This window comes from Corynebacterium sp. HMSC073D01 (assembly GCF_001815555.1).
Taxonomy (GTDB): Bacteria; Actinomycetota; Actinomycetes; order Mycobacteriales; family Mycobacteriaceae; genus Corynebacterium; species Corynebacterium glucuronolyticum.
Window position 1 is genome coordinate 1 of sequence record NZ_KV821031.1, and the last position, 16,361, is coordinate 16,361.

15 protein-coding genes are annotated in these 16,361 nt (G+C 60.9%); 5 read left to right on the forward strand and 10 right to left on the reverse strand.

Annotated features, from left to right (window positions below):
• Positions 1-709 precede the first annotated feature (709 nt).
• The 7 genes from HMPREF3044_RS04125 to HMPREF3044_RS04155 all read right to left on the reverse strand — a co-directional run bounded on the left by HMPREF3044_RS04125 (position 710) and on the right by HMPREF3044_RS04155 (position 9,328).
• Positions 710-1,618 (reverse strand): cation diffusion facilitator family transporter, encoded by a 909-nt coding sequence (locus HMPREF3044_RS04125; RefSeq protein ID WP_070739538.1) that lies wholly within the window; start codon positions 1,616-1,618, stop codon positions 710-712.
• An 8-nt stretch (positions 1,619-1,626) separates the two neighbouring features.
• Entirely contained in the window at positions 1,627-1,932 is a 306-nt protein-coding gene (locus HMPREF3044_RS04130) for a metal-sensitive transcriptional regulator (protein WP_070739541.1), read from the reverse strand.
• Positions 1,929-4,181 (reverse strand): heavy metal translocating P-type ATPase, encoded by a 2,253-nt coding sequence (locus tag HMPREF3044_RS04135; RefSeq protein WP_070739544.1) that lies wholly within the window; start codon positions 4,179-4,181, stop codon positions 1,929-1,931. The genes HMPREF3044_RS04130 and HMPREF3044_RS04135 overlap by 4 nt, the downstream gene beginning before the upstream one ends.
• A gap of 27 nt (positions 4,182-4,208) precedes the next feature.
• Entirely contained in the window at positions 4,209-4,412 is a 204-nt protein-coding gene (locus tag HMPREF3044_RS04140) for a heavy-metal-associated domain-containing protein (RefSeq protein ID WP_005391663.1), read from the reverse strand.
• Positions 4,413-4,647: 235 nt separating this feature from the next.
• On the reverse strand, positions 4,648-5,277 hold the full coding sequence (locus tag HMPREF3044_RS04145; protein WP_005391664.1) for a DUF3239 domain-containing protein: 630 nt from the start codon (positions 5,275-5,277) through the stop codon (positions 4,648-4,650).
• Positions 5,278-5,279: 2 nt separating this feature from the next.
• Positions 5,280-6,947 (reverse strand): DNA repair helicase XPB, encoded by a 1,668-nt coding sequence (locus HMPREF3044_RS04150; protein ID WP_005395733.1) that lies wholly within the window; start codon positions 6,945-6,947, stop codon positions 5,280-5,282.
• Between the two features lie 71 nt (positions 6,948-7,018).
• Entirely contained in the window at positions 7,019-9,328 is a 2,310-nt protein-coding gene (locus HMPREF3044_RS04155; protein ID WP_070739547.1) for a helicase-associated domain-containing protein, read from the reverse strand.
• Positions 9,329-9,395: 67 nt separating this feature from the next.
• Here HMPREF3044_RS04155 and HMPREF3044_RS04160 point away from each other — a divergent pair, with 67 nt between their 5' ends.
• Positions 9,396-9,623, forward strand: a complete 228-nt coding sequence (locus HMPREF3044_RS04160; RefSeq protein ID WP_005391667.1) for a hypothetical protein — start codon at positions 9,396-9,398, stop codon at positions 9,621-9,623.
• Between the two features lie 247 nt (positions 9,624-9,870).
• Here the strand turns inward: HMPREF3044_RS04160 and HMPREF3044_RS04165 are convergent, their stop codons facing one another.
• The gene (locus HMPREF3044_RS04165) at positions 9,871-10,515 is read right to left on the reverse strand and encodes a resuscitation-promoting factor Rpf1 domain-containing protein (RefSeq protein ID WP_005391668.1); all 645 of its coding nucleotides are present in this window, start codon (positions 10,513-10,515) and stop codon (positions 9,871-9,873) included.
• 490 nt (positions 10,516-11,005) lie between these two features.
• Between HMPREF3044_RS04165 and HMPREF3044_RS04170 the strand changes: the two genes are divergently transcribed.
• A complete protein-coding gene (locus tag HMPREF3044_RS04170) occupies positions 11,006-11,395 on the forward strand; it encodes a cold-shock protein (protein WP_005391669.1) in 390 nt (129 codons plus the stop codon).
• A gap of 98 nt (positions 11,396-11,493) precedes the next feature.
• Here the strand turns inward: HMPREF3044_RS04170 and HMPREF3044_RS04175 are convergent, their stop codons facing one another.
• Together HMPREF3044_RS04175 and HMPREF3044_RS04180 are read right to left on the reverse strand one after the other, a co-directional pair.
• A complete protein-coding gene (locus HMPREF3044_RS04175; RefSeq protein ID WP_005395739.1) occupies positions 11,494-12,006 on the reverse strand; it encodes a DUF2771 family protein in 513 nt (170 codons plus the stop codon).
• Between the two features lie 26 nt (positions 12,007-12,032).
• Complete coding sequence (locus tag HMPREF3044_RS04180; RefSeq protein WP_005395741.1) at positions 12,033-12,707, reverse strand: glutaminyl-peptide cyclotransferase; 675 nt, start codon at positions 12,705-12,707, stop codon at positions 12,033-12,035.
• 193 nt (positions 12,708-12,900) lie between these two features.
• Here HMPREF3044_RS04180 and HMPREF3044_RS04185 point away from each other — a divergent pair, with 193 nt between their 5' ends.
• The 3 genes from HMPREF3044_RS04185 (at position 12,901) to HMPREF3044_RS04195 (ending at position 16,351) form a co-directional block, all read left to right on the forward strand.
• Positions 12,901-13,716, forward strand: coding sequence for a DUF3027 domain-containing protein (locus HMPREF3044_RS04185; RefSeq protein ID WP_371326111.1), 816 nt, complete (start codon positions 12,901-12,903; stop codon positions 13,714-13,716).
• 274 nt (positions 13,717-13,990) lie between these two features.
• On the forward strand, positions 13,991-15,469 hold the full coding sequence (locus tag HMPREF3044_RS04190) for an NCS2 family permease (protein WP_070739550.1): 1,479 nt from the start codon (positions 13,991-13,993) through the stop codon (positions 15,467-15,469).
• A 51-nt stretch (positions 15,470-15,520) separates the two neighbouring features.
• Positions 15,521-16,351 (forward strand): TrmH family RNA methyltransferase, encoded by an 831-nt coding sequence (locus tag HMPREF3044_RS04195; RefSeq protein WP_005391678.1) that lies wholly within the window; start codon positions 15,521-15,523, stop codon positions 16,349-16,351.
• Positions 16,352-16,361: the final 10 nt, after the last annotated feature.

Here is a 16,361-nt window from a genome sequence, read left to right on the forward strand (position 1 = left end):
GAGAGTAGGACACCGCCGACCACAAACATGAAAGACCGGCCCACGAACACTAGTTCGCGGGCCGGTCTTCTGCTATGCAACTAAACGCGCACCCAAACGTGCGCGCCCGCCCCCGCCAGCTCCTCCTTATCGCCTTTTATAGCCAGCTCTGGAACATGTCTTACACATGGAATGTGTTCAACTGAGTCGGAATTTTTCGTTCATCAATGCCTCCCTGTGCTTGGCCTGCTCTGTTCACCAGTAACGGATGTAACCGCCAATCGTCGCTATGAGTTTTCTGATCCTGCCTCGCAAAACGTTACGGTTACGCAGCAATTCTTTTCTGTCTCACCTGCGATGGTGCTAGTTGGAGATCGACTGTTCCGGCTCTTCAGCGTCGCGGATAATGCTTCTAGACAAGGCGTGCGGGAGAGTCGTCGTCGGGTTCTATATGCAACTGAAACTACTCGTGGCCAAGGATCGGGACGTGTGGTTGTCGGCATGGTTTGAGCGTGGACAGAAAGCGTACTGCAAGCCCATGCTGAGGTCTCCTGGGAATCCACACGTGACCGTGTGATCGCCTGCTGCGCCGGCGGACAAGCAAGAGGCGATGGCACCTCTCCGTTTGGTAGAGGTCGTCTCACATACGCGGAGGGGAGCTGATTCAAGAGCGGGACAAAGAAAATGCCCGGCTGGAAGCCGGGCGGGGGAAGGGGACGATGCTATGAGATCAGCAGACGACCTCATGGTCGATGTGAGAGGGGCGCTCAATCTGGATGGTCGAGTGGTCGATCCCAAACTTGCGGAGCGCAGCCTGGACGGCATCGAGGATCTCACAGTCGGCATGGATCCCCTCGGCGACGACGACGTGGCACGTGGCCAGGGACTCTGTTCCGTCGGTAGACCACACGTGGAGATCGTGCACGGCGGCGACGTGCGGCAGAGCCTCCACGGTGCGCTGCACCGCTACCGTGTCAATGGAGGAGGGCACACGGTTGAGGAGCACGTACACCGAGTCGCGGAGCAGTCCGAGCGCACGGGGGAGCACCATGCCGGCGATGATGAAGGAGGCGATGGAGTCTGCATAGGTCCAGCCGGTAAGCCAGATGATGATGCCCGCGATGATGACAGCGACTGATCCCAGAAGGTCGGAAAGGACGTGGAGGTAGGCACCCCTCATGTTGAGGGAGTCATGTTGGCGGCGCATGAGGATGAGCGCGCTGACGGCGTTTGCGATAAGGCCGACTACTGCAACGCCGAGCATGGTTACTGTTTGGATCTCATACTCAGAGCCGAGCCGGATGACGGCGTTGTAGATGATGGTTGCAACGACACCCGTCACAACGAGTGCGTTGATCATTGCCGCGATGACTTCCACGCGCCGGTACCCAAATGTTGCCTTTGCCGTGGCGGCTTTCCGGCCGATGAGGAGCGCCACGATGGCGATGACCATGCCCGTGGAATCGGACAGCATGTGCATGGCATCGGAGAGGAGCGCGAGCGATCCAGAAATCAGTCCGCCGATGACCTGCGCAATGAATATGGTTGCGGTCATTGCGAAGGAGACGGTGAGGGCTGTGAGGGAGGCGTTCTGCGCGTGGTCGTGAGCGTGGTCATGGGAATGGTCGTGGGAGTGCATGGTGGGTCCTATCGTGTGAAACGCGCGATGGCGTCGGAGACTTCTTTGAACTTTTCGTTTGCCTCCTCATCGCCCTGTTTCACCGCGTTTTTCACGCAGTGGCGCATGTGGTCGTCGAGTAGCTGGAGGCCGACACCCCTGAGCGCGGAGTTGACGGCGCTGACCTGGGTGAGAATATCGATGCAGTATTTGTCCTCGTCGATCATGCGTTGAATCCCGCGAACTTGCCCCTCGATGCGCTTGAGGCGGGCGAGGTAGCGGGCTTCTTCTTGGATGTAGCCGTAGTGGCTGTGATCGCAGTTGTCGTGGTTCACTGGTGTGTCCTTTCAAAGTTGCGCAGGCGCAGGGAGTTGGTGACGACGAAAACGGAGGAGAACGCCATCGCTATCCCGGCGAGCATGGGGCTGAGGATGCCGAAGGCAGCGACGGGGATGAGCAGGACGTTGTAGACGAACGCCCAGAAAAGGTTCCCCTTGATTGTGCGTAGGGTGCGCCGCGACAGGCGGATGGCGTCCACGGCGGAGACCAGGTCATTGTTCATGAGCGTGATGTCTGAGGCCTCAATCGCCACGTCGGTACCGGCCCCCATCGACAGTCCGAGGTCGGCTTGCGCGAGTGCGGCAGCATCGTTGACACCGTCGCCGACCATGGCAACGTTGTGTCCTGAGGTTTGGAGCTTTTCCACGTGGGTGACCTTGTCCTGCGGTAACACACCGGCAATGACGTGTGCGGGGTCAATGCCTACTTCGCGCGCCACGGCATCCGCTGCGCCCTTGTTGTCGCCGGTGAGAAGCCAGGGGGTAAGCCCCAGGTCCTTCAGGCCGGAGATGGCGGTAGGGGAGCTTTTTTTCACAGTGTCGCGCACGCTGATGATGCCCGCGACGGTGCCGTCGATCGTTACCACGACCGGCGTTGCGCCGGTTTCCTGGGCGTGTTCAAAGGTTGCGGTGAGTGCTCCAAGCTCTTCTTCTGGCTTGCCGACGCGCACCCGTCGCCCGTCGACGGTCGCCTCCACGCCCACGCCGGGCTTGTTGGAAAAGTCTTGTGCAGCGGGAAGCTCGCCAATACTTGCCGCATGCTGTGCGATTGCTGCAGCGATGGGGTGCTCGGAGTTAGCCTCGACTGCGCCCGCCACTGCGAGCAGTTCTTTGTCTTCCACACCTGCAGCGGGCGTGACATCGTGGACGGACATCTCGCCGGTTGTGACGGTTCCGGTTTTGTCCAAGACGATGGTGTCGACTTTCTTGGTGGACTCGAGCACTTCTGGTCCCTTGATGAGGAGGCCGAGCTGTGCGCCACGTCCGGTGCCGACGAGCAGCGCTGTCGGCGTTGCCAACCCGAGGGCGCATGGGCAGGCGATGATGAGAACGGCAACAGCCGAGGTGAACGCCGGTGCCAGGCCGGATCCGGCGAGGAGGTGAATGACGAGGGTGACAAGCGCGACACCAATCACGACGGGGACGAAGACCTGTGCGATCTTGTCCACGAGGCGCTGCACGGGCGCCTTCTTCGCCTGCGCATCGGTGACGAGCTGCGCCATCTGGGACAGGGTCGTATCCGTGCCGGTTCGAGTGACACGGACGAGCAGGCGACCAGAGGTATTGATCGTGGCACCGGTGACGGTATCGCCGGTTGTTACTTCGACGGGTACGGATTCGCCGGTGAGCATGGACTCGTCGACGGCGGATGCGCCCTCAGTAACGACGCCGTCGGAGGCGATTTTCTCTCCGGGGCGGACGACGATGATATCGCCAACGGCTAGAGAATCCACGCTCACACGCTCCTCCTTGCCATTTCGGAGCACGGAGGCATCCTTGGCCCCCATCGTGAGGAGGGCACGTAGGGCTTCGGATGAGCGCCCCTTGGCGCGCGTTTCGAACCAGCGCCCGAGGAGCAGGAAGGCGATGACCACGGCGACGGATTCGAGGTAAATCTCGTCCATGGTGGAGTTGCTGGCCACAAGGTGCATCTCCATCTTCATGCCGGGCATGCCTGCGTTGCCGAGGAACAATGCCCACAGGGACCAGAGGTAGGCGGCGGTCGTGCCCATGGAGATGAGCGTGTCCATGGTGAACGCGCCGTGTTTGAGGTTTGTCAGGGTGGCTTTGTGGAAGGGGGCCCCGCCGATGACGTAGACAAGCGTGGACATCGTGAGGACTGCCCATTGCCAGTACATGAACTGCAGCGCCGGAATCATGGAGATGAGCATGACCGGTACGGCGAGCACGGCGGAAATAATCAGCCTCCGCTTGAGGTCGTCTGCCTCGCGTTCACGCGCGGCATCGACAGCGGAGGTCGGGTCCTCTACAGCAGAGGAGCTGTCAGAGGTGTCAGTGTTCCCCATCTCAAACGCGCCGTACCCGGTGTTCTCCACGGTCTGAATGAGATCAGCCGGAGAGAGTTTGGCCGGGTCGTAGGAGACGGATGCGGACTCGGTGGCGAAATTCACCGTCGCCTCCGCACCGTCCAGCTTGTTCAGCTTTCTCTCTACACGGGAAGAACAGGACGTGCACGTCATGCCGGTCACGCCCAAATCCACGTGGAGGAGTTGCGGTTGAGTCATGGGGAACCTTTCTTACGGGAGAATGAGTTACTTGACCAGGGTGTAGCCGGCCTCTTCGACGGCGGTGGCTACGGCATCCTCGGAGACGTTGTCGCCGGTGACAGTGACGTTCTTGGCCTCAACGTTGGCCTCCACGGCGGTCACGCCGTCGATAGCGCCCACTTCTTCCTCCACTGCCTTTTTGCAGTGTCCGCAGGTCATGCCCTCAACCTTGTACGTTGTCGTTGCCATGAGTGTGTTCCTTTCGGTCGGTTATCTTGTACCCCTCTAAACCTATACCCCCTATGGGTATAGGTCAAGAGGTGTATCCCGACAAGAGCGCACGAATGCGGTGGATATACAGCGGTGGAGGTGGGGTATACGGCGGTGGAGGTGCATATACAGCGGTGGATATACATGTGGATACACGGTGGTGGATGTACAAAAGCCCCTGCACAAGATGTGCAGGGGCAGAGAGGTGGTTGGCCTACAAGGTCAGGAGCTGTTCCTTGGTAGCCTTCACATCTTCCAGGCGCGAGCGCAGCGCATCCAGGCGGCGCCACTGGTTTGCGGGGATTTCCTTCTTAGCGGCGGCGATAACTTCGGGGTCCGGGGTACCCCAGCAGATCGGCATGGGGGATATCTCCGCGTGGAGTTCCTGGGACGTGATGCCCCTGCGGCCCCCGACTGCGACGGACGGCACGCGCTCGCCCACACGGATCTCGTGGCCGGGAAGCCCCTGCACAACCCGTGCGGCCAGCGCCCAGATGGGCTTCGCCTCCTGGTTCACGGCCTGATTAACAAGAGCAAGAAGGGTGATGTCCTTGCCGTTGACCTCGGCAATGATGGCGGGGCACAGCGGGAACTGGTCATACAGCTCCTGTGGGGTGCCCATTTTCTTGGGCAGGGTAAATCCCATGAACACGCTGATGATCGCCATGATGACCAGTCCTGATGCCATGAGATAGCCCACGCCTTGGTAGACGCGCGTGATGATAAAAGCGAAGACGAGGAGCACGACAGCGAAGATGAAAGCGGCGCGGCCGATGCGACTGGAGTCGCGGTACAGCTCGTTGTGCTTGCTGTTGTGCTCAGGGTCGACGGTGAACGAAAACACGGTTAGTCCTTTTCCTCTAGCAGGTGCAGGTCGGCGGCATCAAGCAGCCGGTAGGCGTAGCCCTGCTCCGCCAAGAACCGCTGCCTATGTGCAGCATAGTGTGCATCTAGCGTATCGCGGGTGACAATCGAGTAAAACGTCGCACTCCCCCCATCGGCCTTCGGACGCAGCAGACGGCCGAGGCGCTGGGCTTCCTCCTGTCTGGATCCGAAGGTTCCGGATACCTGGATGGCGACGGAGGCCTCCGGCAGGTCGATGGAGAAGTTGGCCACTTTGCTCACCACGAGCGTGGTGATTTCCCCGCTGCGGAACTTGTCAAAGAGCTCCTCCCGTTTCTTCGTGGAGGTCTTGCCCTCAATGACGGGTGCACCGATGGCTTCGCCGATCTCCTCCAACTGGTCGATGTAGGCACCGATAATCAGAGTTGGCTCGTCTGCGTGCATCTTCACCAGCTGTTTGAGCACACTCATCTTGCCACTGGCGTTGGTCGCCAGGCGGTAGCGGTCGGCGGACTCCGCCGTTGCGTACACCATGCGCTCCGATTCGGTCATGGTCACGCGGATCTCGACGCATTCTGCGGAAGCAATAAATCCTTGGGCTTCGAGGTCCTTCCAGGGCGCGTCGTAGCGTTTGGGGCCGATGAGGCTGAACACGTCGCCTTCGCGGCCGTCCTCGCGGATGAGCGTGGCGGTCAACCCCAGGCGGCGGCGGGACTGGAGGTCGGAAGTCATGCGGAACACCGGCGCGGGGAGGAGATGAACCTCGTCGTAGATGATGAGGCCCCAGTCGCGGGAATCGAAAAGCTCCAGGGAGCGGTACTCGCCCTTGGTTTTCCGGGTCACGACCTGGTAGGTGGCGATGGTGACGGGGCGGATCTCCTTCTTCTCACCGGAATACTCGCCGATCTCGTCTTCCGTCAGCGTCGTCCGGCGGAGCAGCTCGTCACGCCACTGGCGCCCGGCCACCGTGTTGGTGACGAGGATGAGAGTGGTGGTCTTGAGTTTAGCCATGGCAGCAGCGCCGACGATGGTCTTGCCGGCGCCACAGGGAAGGACGACAACGCCGGAGCCGCCGGCGATGAAGGAGTCGCGGGCGTAGCGTTGGTAATCGCGCATCTCCCAGTCACCGTTTTCGGTGGAGAGCTCGATGGGGTGCGCTTCGCCGTCGACGTATCCTGCCAGGTCTTCTGCCGGCCAGCCAACTTTGAGCAGCTCCTGCTTGAGCCGTCCTCGCTCGGAGGGATGGACGACGATGGTGTTGTCATCGATCTGCTCGCCGAGCATTCCCTTGAGCTTCTTGTGCCGCGATAGTTCGGCGAGGATCGGCTTCTCGTCCGATTCCAGGAGCAATCCGTGCGCCGGGGATTTGGTCAGGCGCACCCGCCCATACCGGGACATAGTTTCGGCAATGTCAATGAGCAGGGACTGCGGCGGTGGGAATTTGGCGTAGGAGTCGAGTACGTCGATGACCTGTTCGGCATCGTGGCCTGCCGCTCGTGCATTCCAGAGCGCAAGCGTGGTGATGCGGTAGGTGTGGACGTGCTCGGGTGCGCGCTCGAGCTCGGCGAAGGGGGCAAGCGCCGCCCGTGCCTCGTCCGCCTTGGGGTGGTCTACCTCCAGCAGAACAGTTTTATCCGACTGCACGATGAGCGGACCGTCGCCAAAACCCATTTTCCGTTACTCCTTTATGCGTCGTATATTCCTAGAAGCTTCTTATTGTAGTAACGGCTAACGGGCGCTGGTTAGTCCACGAACACCTCTGTAATCCGGTGCAGGAGGAAGCGACGGACGGAACCGGTGGCTACATCCAGCGCGTCCATCTGGCCACCGGTGACCGTGAGTGGCTTGACCACCCGATGACTGGCAATGCCACTTTTATCCACGGAACCAATAGTGATGGTTGCGCCACCGCGTGCGGCATGGGTCACTGCGGTGAGGATGTCGTGTGACCCGGTGATTCCGTTGCCTGATTTCGCTCGGTTTTCGGCGGAATCTGTGCTCCTGATCGCCGTGACTGCCGCCGCGATGTCTTCGGGGGACAGGCGGGCGGTGCGCGCCTGGACTGCCGCCGGGGTGAGGGAGCTTATCGACGTTGTGACGCGCGTTGCCCGTGGCCGTAGGTCGAGGCTCTCACCGTCTGCGCCCTCCGCGACGGGCTGGAAGCCCGCCTTGCGCAGCGCCTCAATCACCTTAATCAGAGGTGCCTGCGCGATGGCAATTGTGGGAGCGATGACGCGCAGCCCCACCGATTCGGCCTCGGCTGTCCGGCATGCGGTGAGCAGCAGGGTCTCGTCGTCGCAGCGGATGTAGCTGGACGCGGGTCCGCCCCGCAGTGTGCCGTGGCGGCGGGCAACATCATTGACTAGAAACTCGATGCTTTCGGGGGTGCCGCCGACCACGTGTTCGTGGAGGAAAGCGAGCATGTGAGATGCCGACAAGCCTGCGTCCAAGCCCCTCCGGATGGAGGCTTCCGTGACGCGATAGACAGCGGCGAGCCCAGGAGACTCGACGTCGGCAAGCTCACTGAGCGTAGCGGCCATATCCGAGGTCACCGGGCCGGGAGCAACAATCGTGTTGTCGCCCTGGGCAATGAGCTGCGTTGTGTAGTCGGGAGTAAGAGAGGCGGTCACCGCATCGAGATCATCCTCGATGATGAGTGAGGTGGGGGAGAGAGCTCCGTTAACGGAGCCACTGATCACGCCAATCCACTGGGCCTCCTCAATGATGCTCGTGAGTGTCTGGCGAGTGACGCGGCGGCTGGTGATCGGGTGGTGGTAGACGTACAGCGCCTCGAGCTCTGCGGGGGAGTGCTGCTGCCAGCCACGCCCCAAAATAGCAAGCAGGTCCCGCTTCACACCGGGAAGGATGCCCACTTTCGTTTCCGGGGAAAGGAGGTGGACGGGTTTGCCCTTGGTGTCTTCCTCGCCCACTTTCCACGGCGCAAACGGGGAGTCACACCATGCGCGAACCACCGTCGACCACCGCTGAGCCAGCGGCTGCGCAACAAAGGCGTCAGCGGCGGGGGTCGGGGCAACGTAATCTCCGCCATCGTCGTCTGCGGGAAGTGGATCTGGTACTCCGCGGGAGATGAGTCCTCCTGCGAAGGCGAGGGACGTCACACGGGCGACTGTCTCCTCATCGGCATGGAGCGCTTCGCTGAGACGCGCGTGGACCCGGACACCGAGAGCCCCCTGCTTGAGAGTAGAGGCTGGGGCGACCGACAAGGCGTCAATAAGCTCCTCGATGAGCCTGACCACATCGAGTCCCTGGGCGGTCGCCTGGTTATCGGTGGCCCCAACAGGAACATCCTCTGTCGATTGAGGCTCCGGTTCCACGAGTGGAATCGGGGTGGGCAGTGTTCCCGTCAGCAGAGACTTTGCCACCTGGGATAGGCGGACGGAATGATCGTCGACACGTTCGAGGATTCCCTCCTCGATGAGTTGCGGGATGGGGCGCGCGGGATCAGCGTCGGGCGCGGCATCACGGGTGCGACCTGATCCTCCGGCGGATAGGAGCGTGGATACGATCTTCTTCTGTGTAGCCGACATCTCAGCCAGGCGTGAGGAGACGACTTCCTCCGACAGAACAGGACCCTGGGGAAGCACCTGGAAGCCATGGGGGAGAGCATTGACTACCTCAGGTGAGAGCAGAAATCCGTCTTCCTCGCCATAGATGAGAGCTGCCGAAAACAACGAATCAATTGCTGCGCGGATTGTTGCCTTCGTTGGCTGCTGATTCGCGTTAATGCCTGCTTTGCGGGCGGAATCGTGGATAAAATCCACCACATCGGGGTAGGCACAAGGGTTGAATTCTGCCCCGCATCCAACGGCTACCTCCAGTGTCGCTAACTCCGTCGCGGTGAGCTTTGCCAGCGCCCGTGAGACGGACTCGCGCACATGGAGTCTGGCAGCGAGAGACCGGAAACTCGGTGGCAGAGGCAGTGCCGTGTCTGGACGACGGCTCAGAATCGTTTCCAGCTCACTATCGGAACGTGCAGCCAGCCAATCGATGAAACGAAGCTGCGGAGCCGTATCAATGGTTCGAGGAGTCATAACACCAACTCATTCTACCGTGATTATGCGTGTGACTTTTTCTGCAGAAATTTGGAACAATGAGTGTATGGCTAAGACTGTGAAGAAGGCGGACCGCCAGACAAAGGCCGTTAAGCCCGCCAAAAAGGGATACGTTGATCCAGGTTGGGGCGACCACGCACCGGGCCAGCACCCGGTAACGGAGATTATCGCCACGGTGAACGGTGCGATGAGCCCGTTCGGTAACGAGACGGATTTCCCTCGTCCGTACGAGGAGACAGGCTACGTCCACCCCGTCACCAACATTAACCATTAATTAAGCTGGTCGAACGCCCCGCCTAGACACGGGGCGTTTTGGCATGCTCGCATGTGGTTCGGCCGGATGTCGGCGTCGCCGACCCGTTGCCGTCCGAGGCTGTGCACGGTGACGGGGGTGCACGGTGACGGCTGTCAGGCTCGTCTCAACGCATAATGCCCCACGGAAATCTCCGTGGGGCATTGTGTGCGGGCCCTGCGAATGAGACCGCAGGTGGAGGGGCTCCACTGGCGGTCGCTACGCCGACCTACTGTGCGTTCTTTACTGCTGCGCTGACCTGGGGGAGGTTAGCGTCAATGAACTGTGCGTTGGCTGCGTAGAAGTTCTGGATATCCTGACGGTGGAAATCGTACATCCCGTGAACCTCAGCCGGTACCTGAATGCCGACGGCAGCCAGACGGTTGACAACGAGGTTGAACAGAACGTCAACGGGAAGCTTGTCATCGGAGGAGGACTGGACGACCTCTTCGACGATATTCTCCGTGGACTCGAGTGCGGAGGACTCGTTGCTCGGTGCATTGCGCGGTGTCGGAGCGGAATTCAGTCCAAGGCGGGCGGAACAGGCCGGCCAAGCGCCCCAGCCCTGCGAGGCCAGAATGCGCTCAGCGACGGCGATCTGCTGCTCACGCGTTGCCTGGTAGGCGTAGGGGGCGAATTCGCGACCGCCGTGAGCGGACCACGTGCTCGGGCTGAACTGAAGGCCACCGTGGTAGCCGTTGCCCGTGTTGATGGACCAGTTGCCGCCTGCCTCGCACTGTGCGAGACGGTCCCAATCGGAGTCCGGAGCGGCCTGCGCTGCCGGGGTAGCGATTGTGGTTGCTGCAGCAACAGCGGTTGCGGAAGCTGCAATCTTTGCGAAGGTGGTCTTCTTCGGCGCGGAGTGTCGTGCCATCTGAATTAGTATCCTTTCAAGATCTGCGTTAGTAAAAGGTGCGAGCCACCCTTACTCTGTGCCACAGCGGTGGCGCGGAAAACAGTGTTGTTCAAATTTCTGTTGGTGCTTTGGCTCTTTGCACCTTTACTTCATCGCTTACGGCATGCGGACGAACCGGCACCCTGCGATGCATGCGCTCAAATATAACGCAATGGTAACGAAATAGTCACATTTTGAGCCCCATCGACGGGATTTCCGGCCGTGTTTGTCGGCAAAGCTCCAGCGTCTGGCGGTCAAATTCGCGATTGTGTGATTGGTCACAAATGTGACTTTTGGGCCTTTGAAGGATCATTTGCACGGTTACCGACGGGGAATGAAACGGGTGAGCGGGGCGTTATTAATAAGGTATGGGCGAGGCTGCCCCGTGTAGACTGGAGCAGTCTATAGACAGTGAAGAAGGCAACGTAGTGAATAGGCGACGCCTCATGATGAAAGGTGGTTGTTAACCATGCCGATCGGCAAAGTGAAGTGGTATGACCCGGACAAGGGCTTCGGGTTTGCCTCCAATCCTGGGCAGGAGGACGTTCATATTTCGAAGTCCGTTCTCCCCGAAGGAGTGGACACTCTTCACCCTGGCCAGCGCATTGAGTTCGATTTCGCTGCCAGTGGGCGCGGTCCCCAGATCCTGCGCATGCGGCTCGTGGATCCGCCGCGCAGGCCCCGCAAGCCGGAGCACAAGTACACCGCAGAGCAGCTGAATTCCATCGTCGGCGATCTCATGACGCTGCTGGAGGACAGCGTCCAGCCCCATCTCCAAAAGGGACGGTGGCCGGATAGAAAAGCCGGGCGCCAGGTGGCCGAGATCCTCCGCGTCGTGGCGAAGGAACTCGATAAGTAAAGAAAGAGAAAAAGGGTCCGCGTGGCCCTTTTATTTTTGTTCTTTTGTTTGGTCGTCCGCAATGGACCTTTTATGTTTAGTCGTCGGCAATGGGCCTTTTATGCTTGGTCGTCGGCAATGGACCAGGTAACAACGACCGGGGTCTCGGTGCCGTCGACGCGTTGGACTTGCATGGAGCTCACTTCCACCATCATCAGTGCGGCCGTGTCCTTTTTTACGGGGATCTCAACGTCCCGCGGATCCGCCGAGCGGAAGTAATGCTCGTCGTTTTTCGCCGGGTCGTCGTAAATAGCTAGGAGCGACCAATCATGGTCACCAACTTCTTCCGGCACCGTGATTGTCACCGTCTCGCCGGAATTGAGGTCTGTGGTGAAAACGGAGCCATCGCAATCATTCGCCGGTGCGCCGACTTCGCAAACCGCGTACGGCGACACCGTTGTATCAACGCCGTCGATGCGAACAGTGGTGGTGAGAGAGGCCGGATCGACATAGGAAGCGCGCTCCCGCCACGCACTGACGCCCATTACTACGCCGAGGATGACGAGGACGGCGAGGATAAACCCGCCGACCATGAGCGCCGTTTTCTTGAGTGAATTCTTCCTTCTCGCCATGGTTACGCATTCTACTTCCCGAGAGACTACTCCGGTACGAATCGCACCTCATACATGATCGGCCACAGCTTGCCCGTGAGATAGAACCGATCCGTCCCTGGAATATGAGCGATGCCGTTGAGGACAGCGTTGGGGTCGGTTGCATCGACAGGCCGCAACCCTGACGCGTCGATAAGCCCCGTTACCGTCCCGGTGGCAGGGTCAATCCGCACAATCTCGTTGGTGAGGAACACATTGGCATAAATAGAACCGTCGGGTGCGCAGGACAGCTCGTTGAGCTTGGAGACGGGCGCGCCGGAAAGCGTGACGTTCACGCGCCGCAGTTCCTCAAACGTCTGCGGATCCCGTTCAGTCAGTGTGGAGGTGCCGTCGGACATGAAGATGGTTGAGTCCGTGCTGCAGAGTCCCCACCCCTCGCCGGGGTAGCTCACCGTGTCGATGGGTTTCAGCGACTGTGGATCGATGCGGAAGGCCGTGTGCTCCTTCCATGTCAGCATCCAGATGGTGTCGCCCACATGCGTCAGCCCCTCGCCGAAGTACTCGTCGCCAATCGCTGAGGATACCGTGGCCGTGCCGTCCAGCGTGCGCCGATAGATGCCACTGTGGCGGTAGGTTCCGTGGGAGACAAGCAGCGTGCCGTCCTCGTCTACCTCGAGCCCTTGCGTGAACGTCTCCGGGTCGAAGGGATGCGTGGCAACCACCTCTACACTGAGCCGTTCGACATTGCTCACGGGAGCCACCGACGTGGATGAGCCCGACGACGAGGTCGTGGCGGTTCCACTCGGCGGAGTAGGGGAGCAACCGAGCAGCGCGAAACAGCAGATGAGTGCGCTGAAAGCAGGAAGGAAATGCCCCATGTGCACTATTGTGCCAGGAATGCTGAATAATAGGGGTGTGACAAGAAGGAAAGAAAGTAACAGACGAGCCGGTGCTCGTGGGGGACACACCGGCGCTAACGCGGAGCGTGCCGAGTCGACGGCGGCGGGGACCCCGCAGGGAGACAACAGTCCGCTTGTCAGCTCTATCGCTGAAAAGATCGCGCGGGGTGCGGCCACAGAGATGGGGGAGGGAAAGGTCGGTGCCCATATTGGGGTGGAGTGTCTTGATGACGAAGTAGCCATCCACCGTTTCGCTGCGGACGTCCCCGGTTATCGCGGCTGGGAATGGAACGTTGTAGTAGCAGTGGCCCATGGGTCCACCTTTGTCACCGTCAATGAAGTGACTCTCATGCCTGGCCGTGATGCGCTTCGTGCACCACGGTGGGTGCCCTACTCTGAACGCGTCCAGCCCGGTGACCTTACCCCTGGTGGGCAGCTGCCCCCGGCCGAAGGAGATCTGCGGCTCACCGATGCCGGCGAAGGCGTGAGCTTCACAGGAGTTCGCACCACTCGTGGAAAGGCGAAGAAGGGAAAGGACATCACGCGCCGTGGGTTGAACGAGACGCTCGCCCGCTGGCGTAAGGGGGCGTACGGGCCGACAAGCGAGTTCGCGGAAAAGGCTGCTTTGAGCTGCATAACGTGCGCGTTCTACCTGCCGTTGGATTCCGAGGTAAGCGACTCCTTTGGCGTGTGCGCCAACGAGTACTCCGCCGACGGACACGTCGTGCATGCATCCTTTGGCTGCGGTGCCCACTCGGATACCCCTCCCATGGAAACGCTTGGCCAGCGTGTTGCCTCCCCCTTTGATGATGAGAAGGAGATCCGTCTCTAGCACTACCTCTCGGGTGGTCCCCGCCCCGGCGCCCCGGTTCGCGCCGGAGCGTATTTGTCTATTTACGGGTTCACCTCCTACATTTAGCTTGGGCTGTGGAACCTCGAACTGACCTCAGGTGTGGCATGACTTCCAGTGCGTTCACATGCGACATCCGCCGAGTCTCACGGAGGAGACCTTAGCTACAGGTGGCCGTGACGGCAGGGGACGAGCGTTCCCCGGAGCGTCGACAAGCCAAAAAACTACACATCGAGAGAATCGGACATATAACTTCATGGAAAACGGGACACAAACCGAACCAAAACGCACGCGGCCGGTTGGCCGACTGGATAGCTTCTTCCACATCACCGAGCGCGGCTCCAGCGTGGGGACGGAGGTGCGGGCGGGTCTGGTGAGCTTCTTCGCCATGGCCTACATCGTCATCCTCAACCCCCTCATCCTCGGTACGACGGAGGACTTCACCGGACACGCGCTGGGCATCCCCCAGGTCGCATCCGTGACGGCGCTGGCCGCCGGCGTCATGACCATCCTCTTCGGCATCTTTGCCAAGTACCCGTTCGGCATCGCCACGGGGCTCGGCATCAACACCATGGTCGCCGTCACCTTCGTCGCCAGTGAGGGCCTGAGCTGGGAGGAGGCGATGGGGCTCATCGTTATCGACGGCATTATTATCGTCATCCTCGGGCTCACGGGCTTCCGCACCGCCGTCTTCCTCGCTATCCCGCGCTCCCTCAAGGCCGCGATGAGTGTGGGCATCGGCCTATTCATCACAATGATTGGGCTTGTCGACGCAGGCTTCGTTCGTCGTGTCCCCGATGCCGCCGGGACGACGGTCCCCGTCGGGCTGGGCATCGATGGTTCGATTGCTAGCTGGCCCACCCTCACCTTCGTCATCGGACTCATCATCTGCGGGCTCCTCATCGCCCGCAACGTCCCCGGTGGGCTGTTCATCGGCGTCGTAGTCAACACGATCATCGCGATGATCATCGAGGCCGTCACCGGTGCCGGCCCGAGCTTTGTCGACGGCAAGCCCAACCCCGCCGGCTGGAACCTCGCCGTCCCCGCACTTCCCGATTCCATCGGGGGCATCCCGGACCTGTCCCTTGTGGGCAACGTCGATCCCTTCGGGGCCTTCGCCCGCGTCGGCGCGATCACCGCGTCGCTTCTCGTCTTCTCCTTGGTCTTGGCAAACTTCTTCGATGCCATGGGCACAATGACGGCACTGGGTAAGCAGGCTGGACTCACCGACGAGAACGACATCCTCCCAGGTATGAAGCAAGCCCTCGTCGTGGAGGGCTGCGGTGCCATCGTTGGTGGTGCCGCGAGCTCCTCCTCGAATACGGTCTTTGTGGACTCCGCAGCGGGCATCGCCGACGGTGCGCGCACCGGCCTGGCCAACATTGTCACCGGTGGCCTTTTCCTGGCAGCCATGTTCCTCACGCCGCTGTACGAGGTCGTTCCGATTGAGGCGGCAGCCCCCGTCCTCGTCATCGTCGGCTGCATGATGATGGGCCAGGTCGTGGACATCGATTTCTCGGACTTCGCTGTCGCCCTGCCGAGCTTCCTCATGATGATCGTCATGCCGTTCACGTATTCGATCACCAACGGCATCGGCGTTGGCTTCGTTGCCTACGCAGCCATGATGCTGCTGTCCGGCCGTGCCCGCAAGGTGCACTGGCTTATCTGGCTCATCGCCGCGCTGTTCCTCGTGTACTTTGGCATGGACCCGATCATGAACGTGGTTCACGGCTAACGTTTACCTCGAAGCAGCAGAACAAGTAGCACCAGCAAAGGAACCCCCACAGTGACCTCCATCATCCGCATTGACGACCCGAACGACCCGCGTCTCGACGATTACCGCGACCTCAACCACTCCGATACCCGCCCGGACCTGCCAGGTGGCAAGGGGCTCGTGATCGCGGAGGGGTCACTCGTCATCCCGCGGCTGCTGGAGTCGCGGTTCCCCGTGCGCAGCATCCTCGGCTTCCAGCCCAAACTGGATTCCCTGTTGGCGGCGCTGGGCGACGCAGGGGCCAACGATGTGCCCGTCTACGAGGTCACCCGCGAGGTGCTGGCCGAGGTCGCTGGCTTCGACATGCACCGCGGGCTCGTGGCAGCCGCCGACCGCGCACCGGAATACAGCGTTGGAGAAGTCGTAGATGGTGCCTCTACGCTGTGCATCCTCGAGGGGGTGGGGGATCACGAAAACATCGGCTCGATCTTCCGCAACGCCGCAGGGCTCGGCATCGACGGTGTCTTGTTCGGCGCCGGTTGCGCCGACCCGCTGTACCGGCGCGTCGTGCGCGTGTCCATGGGGCATGTCCTGCGCCTGCCCTACGCGCACATGGAGGGAAAGACAACGAACTGGCAGCACGGCCTTGCCTACCTGCAGGAGAAGGGATTCCAGATCATCGCGTTGACACCCAATCCCGAGGCGGCGAACCTGCAGGACGTCATCGACCCGACGAAGAAGACGGCGATTCTCGTCGGTGCCGAAGGCCCCGGACTGACTGAGCACGCCATGCGCGCCACCGATGTGCGCGCCCGCATTCCCATGCAGCCGGGCACCGATTCGCTCAACGTCGCGACCGCCGCTGCCATTGGTTTTTACGAGGCATTGCGCCACCGACAGTGAATGTGACACG

Excerpts from the sequence above, each read along its gene's own strand:
- HMPREF3044_RS04125 (WP_070739538.1), bottom strand. The coding sequence starts at position 1,618 with ATGCACTCCCACGACCATTCCCATGACCACGCTCACGACCACGCGCAG.
- HMPREF3044_RS04135 (WP_070739544.1), bottom strand. The coding sequence starts at position 4,181 with ATGACTCAACCGCAACTCCTCCACGTGGATTTGGGCGTGACCGGCATG.
- HMPREF3044_RS04140 (WP_005391663.1), bottom strand. The coding sequence starts at position 4,412 with ATGGCAACGACAACGTACAAGGTTGAGGGCATGACCTGCGGACACTGC.
- HMPREF3044_RS04150 (WP_005395733.1), bottom strand. The coding sequence starts at position 6,947 with ATGGGTTTTGGCGACGGTCCGCTCATCGTGCAGTCGGATAAAACTGTT.
- HMPREF3044_RS04155 (WP_070739547.1), bottom strand. The coding sequence starts at position 9,328 with ATGACTCCTCGAACCATTGATACGGCTCCGCAGCTTCGTTTCATCGAT.
- HMPREF3044_RS04160 (WP_005391667.1), top strand. The coding sequence starts at position 9,396 with ATGGCTAAGACTGTGAAGAAGGCGGACCGCCAGACAAAGGCCGTTAAG.
- HMPREF3044_RS04165 (WP_005391668.1), bottom strand. The coding sequence starts at position 10,515 with ATGGCACGACACTCCGCGCCGAAGAAGACCACCTTCGCAAAGATTGCA.
- HMPREF3044_RS04170 (WP_005391669.1), top strand. The coding sequence starts at position 11,006 with ATGCCGATCGGCAAAGTGAAGTGGTATGACCCGGACAAGGGCTTCGGG.
- HMPREF3044_RS04175 (WP_005395739.1), bottom strand. The coding sequence starts at position 12,006 with ATGGCGAGAAGGAAGAATTCACTCAAGAAAACGGCGCTCATGGTCGGC.
- HMPREF3044_RS04190 (WP_070739550.1), top strand. The coding sequence starts at position 13,991 with ATGGAAAACGGGACACAAACCGAACCAAAACGCACGCGGCCGGTTGGC.